The following is a 16,794-nucleotide window of genomic DNA, read 5'->3' as shown; positions in this document are numbered from 1 at the left end:
GCCGCTTCCGCCTGCCGTCAATGGCCGGGCCGGGAGAGCCCCCGGAATGTCTCCCCAGGCCGACAGGCGGCCACGGCGCCGCCAGACTGGGCAGAAGGACAGTTCACACCGGGGGGCACGTGATGCATTGTGCGCCCACCATGGCTTCCACCGGCCGGATTTCCGGTCTCCTGCTTCCGCTCTTCTCCCTCCGCTCGAAGAACGACTTCGGTATCGGCGACTTCGGCGGGTTCGACGGCCTCTTCCAGTGGATGGAGGCGGCGCGCCAGCGCCTGCTGATGCTGCTGCCGCTCCTGCCCACGTCTCCGGGCGACCCCAGCCCCTACTCCACGCGCTCGGCGTTCGGGCTCAACGCGCTCTTCATCAACCTGGAGATGCTGCCCGAGTTCCACGCCACCGGCGGCGAGGCGGCGCTCTCCGGCGAGGAGAAGCAGCTGCTGGCCGAGGCGCGCGCGGCCCCCCGCATCCGCTATGACCTGGTCTTCCGCCTCAAGGGCGCGGCGTTCCGGCGGGCCTTCGACCACTTCGACCGCACCGAGTGGCCCCACGCCCCGCGCGCGAAGGAGTTCGACACCTGGCGCAAGCAGCAGGGCGAGTGGCTGGAGAGCTACGCGCTCTACACCGCCATCTCCCAGGACCGGCACCAGAAGCCCTGGTGGGAGTGGCCGGAGCCGCTGAAGAACCGGCACCCCGAGGCGCTCGCGGCCGAGACGGCGCGGCTGGAGCACGAGGTGCGCTACCACGCCTGGCTGCAGTGGGTGGCCGAGGCGCAGTGGAACACGGTGCGCGAGCGGGCCAAGGCGCGCGGCGTGCTGCTGTGCGGGGACGAGCCCTTCATCATCGGCCAGGACAGCTCGGACGTGTGGGCGCACCCGGACATCCTGCGCCGCGACGCGCGCCTGGGCGTGCCGCCGGATGCCTTCTCCGCCACGGGCCAGGACTGGGGCCTGCCCTACTTCGACTTCGAGCGGATGGAGAAGGACGACTACGGCTGGCTCAAGTCGCGCGCCGTCAAGGCGGCCAGCTACTACGACCTGCGCCGGGTGGACCACGCGGTGGGCTACTTCCGCCAGTGGATCCGCGACGAGAAGACGCCCACCGGCCGCTTCATCCCCGACACCGAGGAGGCCTGGAAGCGCTCCGGCGAGAAGAACTTCCGCCTGCTGTCGAAGGACGCGGGCATCGTCGCCGAGGACCTGGGCGTGATTCCGCCCTTCGTGCGCGCCATCCTCAAGGACCTGGGCCTGCCGGGCTACCGGGTGATGCGCTGGGAGCGCGACGACGCCGTCTACCGCAACCCGCATGACTTCCCGCCCGTGTCGCTCGTCACCACCGGCACCCACGACACCGAGCCCGTGGCCGACTGGTGGGAGAACGCGGCCACCCAGGACGAGCGCCAGGCCATCGCGCGCGTCTACCCCGAGTTCCAGGGCCTCGGCGTCACGCGCGAGTTCACCCCGGAGCTCCACCGGGCCATGCTCGCCGCCGCGCTCAACTCGGGCAGTGACTTGTGCGTGCTGCCCTGGCAGGACGTGCTCGGCACGCACGACCGCATCAACCTGCCGGGCTCCATGAGCGACGCCAACTGGTCCTACCGCATGAGCCAGAACGTCGAGGACCTGCTCTCCAACGAGGACACGCGCAAGGCCGCCGAGCGGCTGGGCCTCCTCACCGCCTCGGCCCGCCGCTGAGGTGTCCGCACCGGCCCGGGTCCCTCTTCACGAGAGGGGCCCGGTGCCCGCGCCGCCAGCAACCGCGTGGCCCCAAGCCGCGCTACCTCGGCTCCATGCACTTCACCTGGCCGGGGAAGCCGTCGAAGATGGCGCACTCGTTGCCCTGCTTCGCGCACTGGAGCCGCTCGCACACGTCGAGCGTGAGGCACAGCGCGGGTGAACGGCCGTACTCGAAGAACACCTCGAGGCAGGCCTCGTCCTGGAATCGGCAGCCGAGGGTAGTGCAGTACTCGAGCTGCCTGCCCGGCACACCCAACGTCTGCCCTTCCTTGATCTGCACGATCTCATCATCGGTCACACCACACGAGGTGAGCACCACCAGCGCCGCCGCCAGGAATCCTCTGATTGGCCATGACATACGGCCCCACTCTGGAGCAGGCGGGCTCCGGATGCACGTCCCACGCGTCTCCTGGCGCGCTCCAGCGGACAGAGCCAGCTCCCCGGAGCGCGGGAAATGTCCGCTGGCGGAGACGCTCCACTCCTGGAGGGTGCATCCCATGCCGTCCGGACTATGTATTCCGGGTGGACGTCTCGGACTCTCATCTTCGCCAGATACTTCGCGGTACCAGTCTCCTGCTCCTCCTCGCGACCGGGTGCGGCACGACCTCGGGCGCCACCCGGCCGGACCAGCCCAAGGTGGTGGACCTGAAGATCGAGGGCGCCGGCGAGGTCAAGGCCTCCGCCATCAAGGAGAAGATCGTCACCAGTGAGACGCCCTGGTGGGAGCCGCTCAACCCCTTCGTGGGCCCCAACTACTTCGACGAGAACGCGTGGCTCGCGGACCTGCGGCGCATCAAGCGCTTCTACCAGTCGCAGGGCTACTACCAGATGCAGCTCGAGTCGGAGCAGCTCCAGGACACGGTGGTGCGCCAGGGGGAGGACGGCGTCGCGCTCCGGGTGAAGGTGCGGCAGGAGGGCGAGCCCACCCGGGTGGGCACCTTCGAGGTGAAGGGGATGAAGGAGCTGCCCCCGGAGCACGTCTCACGGGTGCTGGCGGAGCTGCCGCTGCGGCAGGCCCGGGAGGGCGAGGAGCGGCCCATCTTCCGCGAGGAGGGCTGGGAGGAGACGAAGGCGCTGATGCAGCAGCGCCTGCGCGAGCTGGGCTACGCCGAGGCGGAGGTGGGCGGCGAGGTGCAGGTGGACCTGGCCACGAGCGAAGCGAAGGTGCTGCTGGAGGTGAGACCGGGCCCGCGCTACCGCTTCGGCAACATCTTCGTGGCCACGGACGCCAATCCGCAGGTGAAGCCGCTGCGCATCATCGAGCAGGCCCAGGGCGCCATCCGCAAGGGCGAGTGGTACAGCGAGTCGGCGCTGTCCGAGGCCCAGGCGCGCATCTTCCGCATGGGCGTGTTCGGCGCGGTGAAGGTCAACCGCGGCGCGCCAGACCGGGAGGCCCGCACGGTGCCGGTGGTGGTGGACGTGCGCGAGGCGCCCTTCCATTCCATCCGCCTGGGTGGCGGCGTGGGCCTGGACGCGGCCCGGCAGGAGGTGCGCGCGGTGGGCGAGTGGACGGACCGCAACTTCCTCGGCGGCCTGCGCCGGCTCACCGTGGGGGGCCGGGTGGGTTATGCCTTCATCCCCGACATCCGAGCCGCGTTCGATCGGATCGACACGGATGGAGACCGCGTGCCGGACTCGCCCAACCTCAGCACCCCGCACGGCCTCGTCTTCCAGCTGTCCACCCAGTTCGAGCAGCCGCGCTTCGTCGCCCGCGACCTGCGGCTGCAGACGACGCTCAGCGCGGAGCGCGGACTGGAGCAGGCCTACAACTTCATCGGCGGGCGCCTGAGCGGCGGCGTCATCTGGGAGCCCCTCCCCAGGTTCTCCCTCTTCCCCAGCTACAACCTCGAGGTCTACCGGCTCCAGGGCCAGCGGGGCCTGGAGGATCAAACGACCGTCCCGCCCCTCGTGCTGGGCTGCCCCCCGAACAGTGGCTCGGACACTTGCAACATCTCGGTGAGCTACCTGGAGCAGATCGCCGAGTGGGACCGACGCGATGACATCATCGCGCCGAAGCGCGGCTTCTATACCGCGCTGTCGCTGCAGGAGGGCGGTGGACCCCTCCAGGGCGACTACACCTTCCTGCGGGTGCTGCCGGACGTGCGCGGCTACTACACGTTCGGAGACAGTGACCGCTTCACCCTGGCGGCGCGGCTGCGGCTGGGCACGCTGCTGACGGCCGTGGTCACCAATGAGGCGGGCGAGCGCATCCGGCAAGAGAGCGCCATCGTCAACCGCTTCTTCGCCGGCGGTGGCTCGTCCATGCGCGGCTTCAACAGCCGGCGGCTCGCCCCCATGAACAGAATCAGCCAGGAATCCAACGTGTCGCCCGTGGACCAGATCGTCCCCATTGGCGGCAACAGCCTCTTGGAGACCTCGGTGGAGCTGCGCATGAAGCTGATCGGCAATCTGTACCTCGCCGCCTTCCACGACACGGGCCTGGTGGGCGCCGGCCCGCTGAACTTCGGGCCCCATCAGTCCGACGTCCGCAAGGAGAGCAGCCGCGTCTTCGGAAGCCACCACTACCAGGCAGTGGGGCTCGGCGTGCGCTACGTGACCATTGTCGGGCCCATACGGCTGGACCTGGCCCGGAGGTTGAACATTGGCCGGCCCCTGCCCATCTTCGACCCCACCAGCGGAGCACCCGAGACCCTGGGGGGACTGGGGGATTGCTTCGGACTCGGTGGGGTGACAGCAGGCGCCGCGGCCACCAATTACTACGCGGGAAGCCCGGAAGGGCTCTGCACGTTCTTCCTGTCAATCGGAGAAGCGTTTTGAAGAAGCACCGGAGTCGATGGCTGCTGTGGGGCCTGCTCGGTCTCCTCGGGCTGGTGCTGGTGCTCGTGGCCGGCGCCCTCATCTATGCCACCGGACCCGCCGGTGAGGCCCGCATCCAGGCCCTCGCCGTCCAGCAGGCGAACGAGCAGCTCTCGGGCAGGGTGGAGCTGGGTGGGCTCGACCTGGGCGTGCGCTCCGCCGTCCTCACCGGGGTGAAGCTGTACGACCCCGAGGGCGAGCTGGTGGCGGAAGTGGACCGGGTGGAGGCACGGCTGGCGCTCCTCCCCCTGCTGAGCAAACACGTGGTGCTCAGCTCCGCGCTCGTGGAGCAGCCCCACCTCTACCTCCACCAGGACGAGCGCGGCCTCAACCTCTCGCGCGCCATCGAGCCCCGGAATCCCAAACCCGAGGATCCCAACGCGCCGCGCGGCACGTTGCGCTTCACCCTCGAGAACCTCCAGCTCGAGAATGGCTCCGTCGACTACGTCGCGGAGGCGCCCGAGGGCAACCGCGAGGTGCGCCTGGATGACCTGGATGCCTCGGGCACGGCCTCCTGGGCCTCGGCCACCGAGGCGCTCGACGCGAAGCTCGACGCCACCGCCAGCCTCGGCAAACCCCTGGCGGGCCCCGTGCGTCTGGCGCTGAAGGCCGGAGGCGAGGAAGGCAAGCTGAGCGCCGGCGTGGACATGAGCGCCCCGGGCCTCGCACTCCAGGCCACCGGCGGGCTGGAGGGCGAGAAGCAGGCCCGCGTCGAGGTGAAGCAGCTCAGCGTGGCCCCGGAGACGGCACGCGCCTTCCTGCCCTCCTACCCGCTGGCCGCGCCCGTCACCCTGTCGGGCACCGTGGCCCTGGCGGGTGACACGGTGCGGGTGGACCTGGATGCCCAGGCCGCCGACGGCACCGCCGAAGTGGAGGGAGCCCTGGATGTGGAGCAGCTGCGCACCGATGGGATGACGGCCCGCGTGCGCCAGCTCGACCTGGGGAAGCTGCTGGGCGGCGGACCGAGCACCGTGCTCGCCGCGGACCTGCGCGTCACCGGTGGCGGCAAGAGCCTGGAGACCCTGGATGGCACGGTGGACCTCACCCTGCCTCCCTCGCAGGTGGGAGGCCGGACGCTCGGCCCGGTGGAGCTGCACGCGAGCGCGAAGCAGGGCCGCTTCGAGCTCTCCCAACTCCAGGCCCAGGTCCCCGGCGCCAGCCTCAGCGCGCGCGGCGGCGGCACCCAGGAGGACATGCGGCTCGAGGGCCGGCTCGTGGCCTCGGACCTGGAGGCCTTCGCCAACACCGTGGGCCGGCTGGGTGACGGCAAGCCCCTGCCCCTCTCGGGCCGCGGCGCGCTGGACTTCACCGTGTCCGGCCCCGTCCGCCACCCCGCCGCCAGCGTCAAGGGCGGCTTCGAGTCCCTCGCCTGGGCGGAGACGTCCGTGCAAGGCCTCAGGCTCGACGCGCGCGTGCCGGACGTCACCCAGCCGCTCACCACGGATGCCAGGCTCGAGGCCACGAAGCTGAGCGCCGGCGGCCGCACCTTCGAGGACCTGACCGCCTCGCTCGTCACCCGCGACCGCGCCCTCCAGGCCACCGTGACCACCGGCGGCGCCACGAACCTCCTCGTGTCCCTGAAGGGCACCGTGGACAAGGACAACCAGGGCCTCGGGCTCGACACGCTCACCCTGCGCTACCCCGAGGCCGGATGGACACTCCAGCGCCCCACCCACCTGGGCTGGGGCAACGGCCGCGTGGAGGTGGCCACGGAGAAGGAGCCCCTCCTCCTCACCTCCGGGCCTCAAGCCCTCTCGCTGTCGCTGCGCATGGAGGGCGAGCGCATCAACGCCCGCACCGAGCTGCGCGACTTCGACCTCGGACGGCTGCCCAAGGCCTTCCTGCCCGCGACGCTCGACGTGGACGGCCAGCTCTCCGGCCAGGTGGCGGTGAGTGGCCGCATGGCCCGTCCGGACGCCACGGTGGACCTCACCCTGCGCGGGGGCCGCTACCAGCAGTACGCGGACCTGGGCTTCGACCTGAACGGCCGCTACGTGCGCGACCGCGCCACCGGCACCTTCGCCGCCAACGCCCCCGCGGGCCGCATCTCGGCGAAATACGACGTGCCCGTGCAGGCGCTGATACAGCACCGCCGCGAGCCCGTGGACCTGGAGCTGACCCTGGACCATGTGGACATCGGCCCCGCGCTGCGCATGGCCGGACAGCCCGAGTCCGCCACCGGCATGCTCTCCGGCACCATGACGCTCAAGGGCATGGCGAATGATCCCCGCCTGCAACTCGCGCTGAAGGGCGAGGGGCTGCGTTACTGGGGTACACCGTCCCAGCAGCCTCCGCCCGTGGTGCTCGCTCCGGGCGCGCTGCCTCCCGAGCTGCGCGGGGAGCCGCTCGGCTTCGAGCTCACCGCCCGCTCCGACGACAAGGACGGCACGCTCAGCGCGAGCCTGGATCTGCACGGCATCGGCTCCAAGGCCACCGCCCACCTCGCGACGCCCTTCACGCTCGGCCGGTTGCTGACGGACCCGCCCTCGGCGGCCCAGATGCTGGACACGCCCATGCGCGAGCTGCGCGCGGAGGTCAGCGAGCTGCCGCTGGGCCTGCTGTCGCAACTGGGCGTGGCCGATCGCGCGGGCGGCCTGCTGTCGATGACGGCCAACGTCACCGGCCCCCTGCTGGCGCCCGTGGGCGAGCTGAAGCTGGAGGCGAAACGGGCCACGGTGAATGGCATCCAGCCGCTGGACGGCAACCTCGCGCTGAACACGGACAAGGACTCCGTGAAGCTGCAGCTCGTCGCGCGGCGGGAGAGCACGCTGCTCGCGCAGGTGGATGCCCACGTCGAGGCGCCCATCGCCGCGCTGCAGGACCAGGAGGTGGTGGGCTACATCCCCTTCACGCTGGCGGTCCGGGCCGGCCCCATCTCCCAGCGCGAGCTGATGGGCCTGGCGTCCTCTAGCACCGGAGGGCGGCCGGCCTCGGTCTGCCGGACCGAGGAGCAGGACTCGCGGAGCACCGACCTCCAGAACGTCCTCTCGCTGAACCTGCGGGCGCGCGGCACGCTGGCGGACCCACAGGTGGACCTCACGGCCGGAGTGCAGAACATCGGCGTGAGCCAGATTGGCCTCGGCCAGGCCCGCCTCCACTACACCTATGGAGACGCGCGCTCCGTGTTCAACGCGCTCCTCTCCGCGCCCGGGGGCGGCACGCTGATGGCCAAGGGCCAGGTGACGCAGGACCTGTCCCTGCCCACGCTGCGCAGGGGCGTGAACTTCGCCCGGGTGCCGCTGGAGGTGGAGGCGGACGCGCACCAGTTCGACCTGTCCTTCCTCTCCGGCTCGCAGCTGCCCATGGTGCGCAGCATCGGCGGCGTGCTGCGCATGGAGAAGGTGCACGTGGGCGGCACGCTCGGAGCGCCCACCTACCGGGGCACGCTCGAGTGGGTGAAGGGCCGGCTCGCCCTGGAAGGCATGGGCGACTACCAGAACATCCACGTGGCGCTCGACGTCACCGACAAGCACCTGAATCTCTCGGACCTCTCCGCGAGCAGCGGCGGCGGCACGCTGAAGTTCCAGGCCAAGGCGAACCGCACCTCGGCGGAGGCGTACGCCCTCACCGGCGAGGGCAACCTCGACAACTTCCCGCTCGTCTACGATGACCAGCTCCTGGCCCTCCTGCGGCTGCGCACCCAGTTCGAGGGGGAGGTGTCCAGCAGTCTCGTCAACCTGCGCAACCTCGTCATTCCCGAGGCCCACATCACCCTGCCCGAGGCCAAGCGCAAGGATCTCCAGGCACTGGCCCGGCCCGAGGGCATCGTCCTGGTGTGCAACGGGGCACCGATGAAGGCACCCAAGCAGAAGCAAGCGGCTCCCACGGCCGGCGCGGCGAGCCCGGGAACGGCCACGGGAGGCGCGGGCCCGGTCCATGCGGACGAGAAGCCGCAGCGCCAGTTCATCGTCAATGTGAACGCGCCGAAGAACCTCTGGGTGCGAGGCTCGGACGTCAACGCGGAGCTCGGCCTGTCGGAGAACTTCCGCGTCGAGTACTCGGACGCCACCTCCATCTATGGAGAGGTGCGCGTGCTGCGCGGCGAGGTGGAGGTGATGGGCCGGCGCCTCACCATCCAGGACTCCAGCCAGGTGCGCTTCACGGGCCCGGCGGCCACGCCCTACATCAACGCCACGGCCGAGTACGCCAACGAGCGCGCGGGCGTGAAGGTCTTCGTCACCGTGCGCGGGCAGGGCAAGGAGTTCACCATCAAGCCCACCAGCGAGCCGCCGCTGCCGGAGACGGAGATCTACACGCTGCTCGCCACGGGCCGGCGCACGCTGAAGGCGGGCTCGGGCGCGTCGATGAACCAGGAACAGGTGGCCTCGGTGCTGGGCTCGGCGCTGGCCTCGCAGGCGCGCAAGGCACTGGCCGCGAAGCTGCCACTGGACGTGCTCACCATCGAGGCCGGCGAGGAGGGCTTCTCGGGGACCCGGCTGGAGGTGGGCACGTACCTCACGGATGACCTGTACCTGGGCTACAGCGGACGCCTGGGAGCCACGCAGACCCAGTCCACCACCCGGCGCGAGAACAACAACTCCGTGCGGCTGGAGTACCAGTTCAGCCCGCAGTGGAGCGTCGAGGGCGAGTACGGAGACGCCCAGCAGGGCGCCGCGGACGTCATCTGGAGCAAGGACTACTGACGGCCCGGCGGCTTGACGGGTGTGCTCGCGCTCCCGTGTAGTTCCGCGACCGCGTTCTTCCGTCCACGCGGCTCGCCCGGGAAGGCGGCATGTCCACTCGTTTCACTGGACCATCCTCGGGGGTGCGGCTGCGCCCCCGGTTGGCCGGTCAGGTACTGCTTCTCCTCTTCCTCTTCACCGCGTGCGCCACGGGGCATGCGCCCCCTCCGGCTTCCACACCTGCCCGGAACTCCGGCACAGCGGGCACCACCGTGTACGAGGTGGTGGTACTCGAGCCGGGCCATGTGACGACACGGCCCGTGTCCATCGGCAGGACCGAGTTCCAGCGTTCCTTCCAACGGCTCGTCCGCGAAGTGCAGGTGGGGAAGAAGACGCCCCAAGAGGCCGCACGCGAACTGCTGAAGGGACAGGTGGAGCAGCAGGTGGAGTGGCAACAACTGGAGGGCGTGTGGCTGGCCGAGGTACACAAGGACCGCGTCCTCACCCTGGTGCCCCAGGATGAGAACAGCCGCCTCATTCCCGAAGCGGACGAGGCCCTGCGGAGCAGGTACGTGCAGTGGTGCGCGAGACGGGGTGGAGGTGACTGTCTGCACCTGTTCGACGACGGGCCCTACCTGCGCACGGATGACCGGCGCACGCTGGCGCTCGCGCTTTCCTTCGGCTCGGTGCTGGATGAAACGCTTGAGGCCCTGGGACGGGAGCTGAATCCGCGCGTGCTGGTGGCCACGTGTTTGTGGACCGTGAGTTTGTATCTGGCGTTGTGGCTCGTGCCCGAACCGACCACGAAAGCACTCGCCGCGGGCCTGTCCGTGATTCTCGTGGCGTGGCTGGGCGTGGACACGGTGTGGGGGTTGATGGACGGCTGGGCGCGTCTGGCCACCCAGGCCCATCAGGCCACCACCTTCGACGAGCTGCGCGAGGCCGGTGAACAGTTCGCCAAGGTCCTGGGAAAGGACGCGGCTCGGACGATGCTCCTGGCGGTCGGGGCATTAACGGGGCGCACGCTGGGGGAGATTGCGGCGCGGGTGCGCTCCATGCCGGGGTACAGCGCGGCGGGGGCACAGTGGGAGGCGCAGGGCGGAGCCGCGGTCCTGGGCAGCTTGCAGGTACGCGGAATGGCGGGGGCCAGAGAGGACGCGCTCGCCGTCGCGGTGGAGGCAGTGGAGATAGTGGCGGCCGCTCCAGAAGGAGCCCTCGCGATGGCAATGCTCAGCCACAACGGTTCGGCGAGCGCGGCTGGTCCGGCTCCTGGGGGGAACTTCGTCACCACCGTCCTGCGGCACCGGGGTGGCAATCAGCAGGTGGTGCTCGGCAATGGCCAGCGCTGGCACCTGCCGCGCGGCAGGTCACTCAAGGACATCCCGGCGGAGGATCCACTGGGGGACGAGCTCCAGGCCGCGGCCAATCAACTGGCGAAGCAATGGAGGCCAAGCGATCTCACGCGCGATGAGAAAGCGGCCATCGATGAGGCGCTCGCGGCGGGCAATCACTTTCAAGCATCCCGGCTGGAGGGACAGGCCCGTGGACGCTGGGTAGAGAAACAGCTGAAGAAGATGTTTGAGCATCTGAAGTGGAACCACCGCGGAGTCGATGTCACGGGCCCCGCAGGGCAGGAGTACCACTATGAGGTACTCGCCGGGTCAGCGGACAATTTCGGGCGCCACGGTCGCCGAATGTATGACGTCTTCTTCCGGATGATCTTCTTCTGATAGGAGGCAGCGGAGCGCATGAACGTCATCTACGAGAACCAGGAGATAGAAGGCGAGCGGCTGGAACTGATCGATAATAAAGAGGGCAACTACTATCTCGGTCCTCACCTGACGCTGCGGCGCTGCACCGTGGTGACCCGTGTGAGTGCGGGCTGGCTGCACATCCGGCCCACGCGCTTCATCGACTGCACCATCCAGGTGAAGCAGGAGTTGAAGAACCATGATTGGTCGAGCGCGTTCCTGAAAGGATGCCAGTTCACCGGCCGCCTGACGGGCTGTGACTTCGGACACCGCCTCCCTGACGACTGGCCACCAGGCCGGGAGAATGGCGGTATCGAAGACTGCGACTTCACCGAGGCTCGACTTCAGGCTTGCCGCTTCCATGGCTGTGACATGCGTACCCTGCGCCTGCCCCTCTGGCCCTGTTTCACCATCCTGGACCCCATCGGCAGGAGCCAGGAATTGAACAGCCTCAAGTGGCCAGGCCGGTCTCACATCATCGTGGTCAGCCTGCACACCGACCCGCCCTCCACCGTGGCTGTGACCTATCACGCCCCAACGGTCGCGAAGCGGTACGGCACCACCCCCGAAGAACTCAAATCCGTCCTCGAGAAGCTCGACTACGTCGTCTACTGACGGCTCACCGCCCCGCGGGCCGCAGGCAGTCCAGCTCCAGGTCCAGCAGGAAGGACAGGTAGGCGTTGTCGCCCACCTGCGCGCGAGCCTCTTCCACCCGTGCCCGCGCCGCGTCCCACTCCCCTCCCCGCTTCAGCCGCGTGGACTCCAACACCCGCCGGTTGGCCTCCAACTCGCGCGCGAGCCGCTCCCCGTCCAATCCCTCTCCACGCACCAGCGAGGGCCGCTCCGCCATCGCGAGCAGTGCCTCCGGGTCGAACGGCTTGTCCGCGTTGAAGAGGAAGTACTCCACCGCCGGGTGGTCATCCGTCACCGGCGCATAACCCCGCGACCAGCGCCGCAGCGCCTCCGTGCCCGCCACGTACGTGCCCATGAGGCCATACGGCGAGGTGAAGCCCACGTCCGCCAGCGAGCGTGCCACCGACGCCTGCGCCCACCGCGTCTCCCAGCCCGCCACGTCCACCCCCAGCGGCCGGTCCGCCGCCACCAGCACCGCCTCGTAGTCCGAGGGAATCCACAGCGTCACCTCGGAGAAGGCCTCCAGCAGCGAGACCACCATGCCCCGCGTCAGGTTGTCCGGCTGCTGTTGCAAGGGAATCCACTGCGCCAGCACACCTCCCGGCGTCAGCCGCTGCTTCACCTCCCGGTAGAACTCCGTGGTGTAGAGCCCCACCACGCCCGCCGAGCGCGGCGGCGGCGGCTCGAAGGAGATGACGTCGTAGCGGCCCTGGGAGGCCAGCAGGAAGTGCCGCCCATCGTCGAACACCACGTGCGTGCGCGGATCCTCCGCCGCGCCATGGTTGTGCTCGGCGAAGTGTGGCGCCGCGGCCAGCACGTCCGGATTCGTGTCCACGATGGTGAGCGAGCGCAGGCCCGGGTGGCTCGCGAACGAGCCCGCGGTGCTGCCCGTGCCGAAGCACACCTGCAGCACCTCCTTCGGCTCCGGGTGCAGCAACATGGGCAGGTGCGCCAGCGTGGCCATGTAGCGCTTCCTCGGCAGCGCCGTGTTCGCGTACGACACCGAGCCGAACAGCAACTGCTGGTGGCGGAAGCCCTTCTCCCGGCATCCCGGGCCACACGCGTACAGCCCCGAGTCACACACCGACTCGCTGTCGTACTCGAGCACCGCCAGCGCTCCGTCCACGCCCTCGCGCACGAAGCGCACCCGGGAGTCCACGTGGTCGGCGAAGGCGCGCACCAGCAAATCCCCCGGCACCATCACCACCGCCACCCCGAGCAGCGCCGCCCCCGCCCACATGCTCCGCCGGGCACGCGGTTGCGCCTCCGTGTCCAGCGCCTGCACCCCGAGCGCCAGCGCCATGTTGAGCGCGCACACCAGGACGAACGTCCACTGCGTGCCCATCGCCGGCACCAGCACGAAGCCCACCGCCAGCGAGCCCACGATGCCGCCCAGCGTATTCACCGAGTACAGCAGGCCCACGTTGCTGGCCGCGTTCGCCACGTGCCGCGTGGTGAGCTGCACCACCAGCGGGAAGATGACGCCGATGAGCGAGGCGGGCACGAGGATGACGAGCGCCGCGTGCAGCAGCATGCCCACGTATACGGCGTTGGGGCCCCAGCCGCCCACCAGGCCGGCCAGCAACTGGCTCACCGGGCGAGACATGCCCAGCAGCGCCATGGACAGCAGGCCCGCGAAGGCGAGCAACGACTCCACGGTGACGAAGAGCTCCAGGTCCCTCACCCGCCCGGCCAGCTTCAGCGAGTACACGAACCCTCCCACCACGAGCCCCAGCAGGAACGTCACCAGGAGGATGGTGAAGGCATACGTGGTGGAGTCCAACGAGGTGGACAGCAAGCGGAACCAGAGCACCTCGTAGGAGATGGACGCGAAGCCGCACAGCGCGAAGGCCGTGACGAGCAGCGTGCGGCGCGAGCCCTGGAAGGCCGAGGCTTCACCCGAAGCCTCGGGCGCCGCGGGCGTGGGGGTGGAGAGCGGCTCGGGGCGCAACCACAGGTGCAGGAGCACCACCCCGAGCCCCACGAGCACGTTGAGCCCCGCGGCGATCGCCGCCGTGCGCCACAGCCCCACCGCGCCGATGAGGTAGAAGCCCGCCACCCCGCAGCCGAGCGCCGCGCCCAGCGTGTTGAGCGAGTACAACACCCCGAAGGAGCGCCCCAGGCCCTCCAGCTCACGCGCCACGAAGCGCATGAGCACGGGCAGCGTGCCTCCCATGAAGAAGGTGGGCGGCAACACCAGCAGGAAGGCCAGCACCCCGCGCACCGGCAACGGCCCTCCACCCGGCAGACCCAGCGCGGAGAGCCCCTCGGGCAGCGAGGCCAGCACCCGGGTGATGCCCAGCGCGAGCACGCCCGTGGCCACCTCCAACAACCCGTACGCCAGCAGCGGATGCTTCAGCCTGTCCGCGACCCGTCCCCACCCCAGGCTGCCCAGCACGAGCCCCGCCAGGAAGGCGGACACCACCAGGCTCGCCGCGAACGTGGTGTGGCCCACCACCAGCGTCAGGTAGCGGACCCAGATGACCTCGAAGACGAGCCCGCTCATGCCCGAGGCGACGAAGAGCAGACCCACGGCGGCGAATACCCTGGCGGAGATGCGATTCACGGGAGGTACGACTCTACCCCGACTCCCGACTCTCCGCCGGTTCGTCCGCTCGCCCGGCGTGCGGGCTCAGCGGCCCGGGCCCCTCCCCCGCCTCAGGAACTCCAGCCGCTGCCGGGCTCCCCGGTGCTGCGAGTCGAACCGCAACGCCTCCTCCAGCCGCTCCTTCGCCCGCGGCAGGTCCCCCTGGCGCGCGTAGACGTCGGCCAGCACCACCAGCACCTCGGCGTTGTACGGCTGCATGTCCAGGGAGCGCTCCAGTTCCTGGATACCGGTGGCCAGGTCTCCCCGGCGCAGCGCCAGCTGGCCGAGCATCACGTGGGGCATCGTCAGCCCCTCCGACTCGGGCTGGTGCGCCAGCGTCTCCAGCGCCGACACGCCTCGCGGGTCTCCTACGCCCGCGAGCGGAATGGCGGCGGCCTGCCGCACCCAGAGCGACTTGTCCTTCAGCAGCGGGGCGAGCACGTCCACCACGTCGCGCGTGCCCGTCAGGGACAGTGCCTCGGCGAGGTCCGAGCGCAGGCCCGGATCCGTGGCAGTGGCGAGCGCCGCCTTCAACGCGGGCACCGCCTCCTTGCGGAAGCGCTGGGCCAGCAACTGGGCCGCCACGCCGCGCAGGGCCGGTGCCTCCTTCCTGTCCGCCAGCACCTGCTCCAGCGGCCCGCGGCTGTCCGCCGCCGTCTTCACCGCGATGGCATCCGCCAGCCGCATGCGCCGCGCCTGCCGCTGCTTCGCGTTGGGCCACCACTTCTCCAGCGACTCCGCCATCGCCTCGGGTGAGGCCTTCTCGTGCGTGTGGCACGCGTTGCACGCGTTGGGGATGCCGTGCTTCACCGTGTTGCGCGGCACCGGCACGTCGATGGCGTGGTCCGCGAAGTGGTCCAGCACGCCCGACACCGTCGGCGGCATGTGGCAGGCCACGCAGTCCCGCGCCTCGGCCGAGGTGTGGTGCGTGTGCCGGGAGCCCTCGGCGGCCTCCTTCGCATGGCAGCCCTGACAGCTCGCCGAGCCCACTGTCATGCCCTTCGCGAGGTGCTTGGGCTGTTTGATTTCATTGTCCGCGTGCTCCGCGTGAGGCGCGGTGTGGCAGGTGAGGCACGTGGCGCCGCCCTGCAGGTAGCAGCGCGACTGGGTGAGGGCCTGGTACTCGAAGCTGGACGTCTTCGGGCGCCCGTCCTCGAAGAAGTCGCCGGAGCGCTGATTGCCCAGCAGCACCACCATGGGCAGGTAGTAGTCCTCGTAGCGCTTGCCCGGCTGATACCGGTGCGCCGCGTCCAGCAGCGGGAAGAGCGTGCGGTGCGGCCCGTGGCACTGCGCGCACACGGCCAGCGCCTGCTGGGGCGGAAGCTTCGACGGCTGGATGATGTCCTTCGTGAGCTGCGTCTCCACGTGGCGCGCGCCGGGACCGTGGCAGCTCTCGCAGGCCACTCCCGCGTCCGCGAAGCCGGTGCTCCACTTGTGGCTGCCCCGGTCGTAGCGCGTGTTGAGGCCGGTGACGTGGCAGTCCAGGCACGAGTGCTGGCTGTTGCGCTGCCAGTTGGCCCAGAAGAAGGGATGGTCCGGCGTCAGCACGCCCTGCTTGGACTCGGAATAGTCCACCCACTCGCCCTTGCCGGTGACGTGGTAGTAGATGGGCAGCACCTGCCAGCGCCCGTCCGGCATCATCGTGACGGGGTCCTGCATCCGCTTGCCGCCCACCACCCAGTGCACCGGATACGCCCCGAGCGCGCCACCCGGCCCCTTCGTGCGCATGGCGTAGTGCGCGTCCTGGGAAATCATCCACGCCTCGCTGGAGTCTCCCTTGTAGTGGGCGTTGTCGAAGTCGCCGACCACGTACTCCGGAGTGGCCTCCGAGAGCGCACGGGCATGCCAGTCCTCGCGCCACGCGGCGTGCTCGCCGTCATGGCACTCGCCGCACTTCTCCGAGCCCACGTAGCCAGGAGGCGGAGGCAGCAGCTCCGCCGTCACCTTCTGCCCGGGCGGAGGGGCCATGGGTGCCGCGGCCGGAGCGGCACGCACGGCCGTGTCCTTCGGAGCGGAGGCGGGGGATGGCGCGGCGGGCGGAGCGTCCGGCGTGGCCGGGCGCCAGAGGACAGCCCCACCCGCCAACACGAGGAGGACGGCAACCGCGAGGACGAGCGTACGGGAGCGGGACATAGACCTCTCTCAACCGTGCATTTCCCGCCGAGGGGCCGTACCCCCCGGGCCCTGGGACGTGGAAATCTCCCGGCGCACGGTGGCCGTCAGGACCTGGAGGTCCACCGGCTTGTCCAGGAAGGCACTCACTCCCAACCGCCGCGCGGCCTCACGCGTCGCGTCATCCGCGAAGGCCGACAGGAGGACCACCGGGCAGAACAGCCCGGCCGCCTGCGCCCGGGTGAGCACGTCCAGCCCGGTGAGCCCCGGCATCCGCACATCCGACAGGATGAGATCCGGCGGCAGCAGCGGACCGCCGCACACCCGCGTCAGCGATACGTAGTCGGACAGCTCGAAGCCATCCTCCAGCGCGACCACCGCGTAACCCGCCCGCGCCAGGGTCAGCGTCAGGAGCGAGCGCAACTCGGTATCGTCCTCGGCCAGCAGGATGCGCGGCGGGTGGGGTTCCGAGGGAGGGGAAGACATCACGGCACACCACCCAGGCGGAGAGGGAACTCCCTCCTCAAGCAGGGTCCATG

At 70.1% G+C, this 16,794-nt stretch carries 9 protein-coding genes; 5 read left to right on the top strand and 4 right to left on the bottom strand.

Translation table 11 applies throughout. The annotated features are described in order from the left end of the window. Window positions 1-140: 140 nt before the first annotated feature. Window positions 141-1,691, top strand: a complete 1,551-nt coding sequence (locus BO221_RS01110) for a 4-alpha-glucanotransferase (RefSeq protein WP_073559384.1) — start codon at window positions 141-143, stop codon at window positions 1,689-1,691. An 82-nt stretch (window positions 1,692-1,773) separates the two neighbouring features. Here BO221_RS01110 and BO221_RS01105 read toward each other — a convergent pair whose 3' ends face one another. After that, window positions 1,774-2,091 carry a hypothetical protein gene (locus BO221_RS01105; RefSeq protein ID WP_073558479.1) on the bottom strand — a complete coding sequence of 106 codons (318 nt, stop codon included), beginning with the start codon at window positions 2,089-2,091 and terminating at the stop codon, window positions 1,774-1,776. Between the two features lie 164 nt (window positions 2,092-2,255). On the opposite strand from BO221_RS01105, the gene BO221_RS57215 reads away from it, so the two are divergent. From BO221_RS57215 to BO221_RS01085, 4 genes are all read left to right on the top strand, one after another. Beyond that, the gene (locus BO221_RS57215; RefSeq protein ID WP_073558478.1) at window positions 2,256-4,511 is read left to right on the top strand and encodes an autotransporter assembly complex family protein; all 2,256 of its coding nucleotides are present in this window, start codon (window positions 2,256-2,258) and stop codon (window positions 4,509-4,511) included. Next, on the top strand, window positions 4,508-9,193 hold the full coding sequence (locus tag BO221_RS01095; protein ID WP_233165565.1) for a translocation/assembly module TamB domain-containing protein: 4,686 nt from the start codon (window positions 4,508-4,510) through the stop codon (window positions 9,191-9,193). Before BO221_RS57215 ends, BO221_RS01095 begins: the two co-directional genes overlap by 4 nt. Before the next feature lie 89 nt (window positions 9,194-9,282). Then, window positions 9,283-10,902, top strand: coding sequence for a hypothetical protein (locus BO221_RS01090; RefSeq protein WP_073558477.1), 1,620 nt, complete (start codon window positions 9,283-9,285; stop codon window positions 10,900-10,902). A gap of 18 nt (window positions 10,903-10,920) precedes the next feature. Further along, window positions 10,921-11,538: a pentapeptide repeat-containing protein gene (locus BO221_RS01085; RefSeq protein WP_073558476.1), complete on the top strand. Its 618-nt coding sequence runs from the start codon at window positions 10,921-10,923 to the stop codon at window positions 11,536-11,538. A gap of 4 nt (window positions 11,539-11,542) precedes the next feature. Here BO221_RS01085 and BO221_RS57005 read toward each other — a convergent pair whose 3' ends face one another. From BO221_RS57005 to BO221_RS01070, 3 genes are all read right to left on the bottom strand, one after another. Continuing rightward, window positions 11,543-14,122 (bottom strand): fused MFS/spermidine synthase, encoded by a 2,580-nt coding sequence (locus BO221_RS57005; protein ID WP_073558475.1) that lies wholly within the window; start codon window positions 14,120-14,122, stop codon window positions 11,543-11,545. Window positions 14,123-14,188: 66 nt separating this feature from the next. Further along, window positions 14,189-16,276 (bottom strand): HEAT repeat domain-containing protein, encoded by a 2,088-nt coding sequence (locus BO221_RS01075; RefSeq protein ID WP_073558474.1) that lies wholly within the window; start codon window positions 16,274-16,276, stop codon window positions 14,189-14,191. A gap of 9 nt (window positions 16,277-16,285) precedes the next feature. Then, window positions 16,286-16,741, bottom strand: coding sequence for a response regulator (locus tag BO221_RS01070; protein ID WP_073558473.1), 456 nt, complete (start codon window positions 16,739-16,741; stop codon window positions 16,286-16,288). Window positions 16,742-16,794: the final 53 nt, after the last annotated feature.

It is taken from the genome of Archangium sp. Cb G35, assembly GCF_001896145.1.
In the GTDB taxonomy this organism is placed as follows: Bacteria; Myxococcota; Myxococcia; order Myxococcales; family Myxococcaceae; genus Archangium; species Archangium violaceum.
This window is presented reverse-complemented; position numbering and strand designations above follow the sequence as displayed.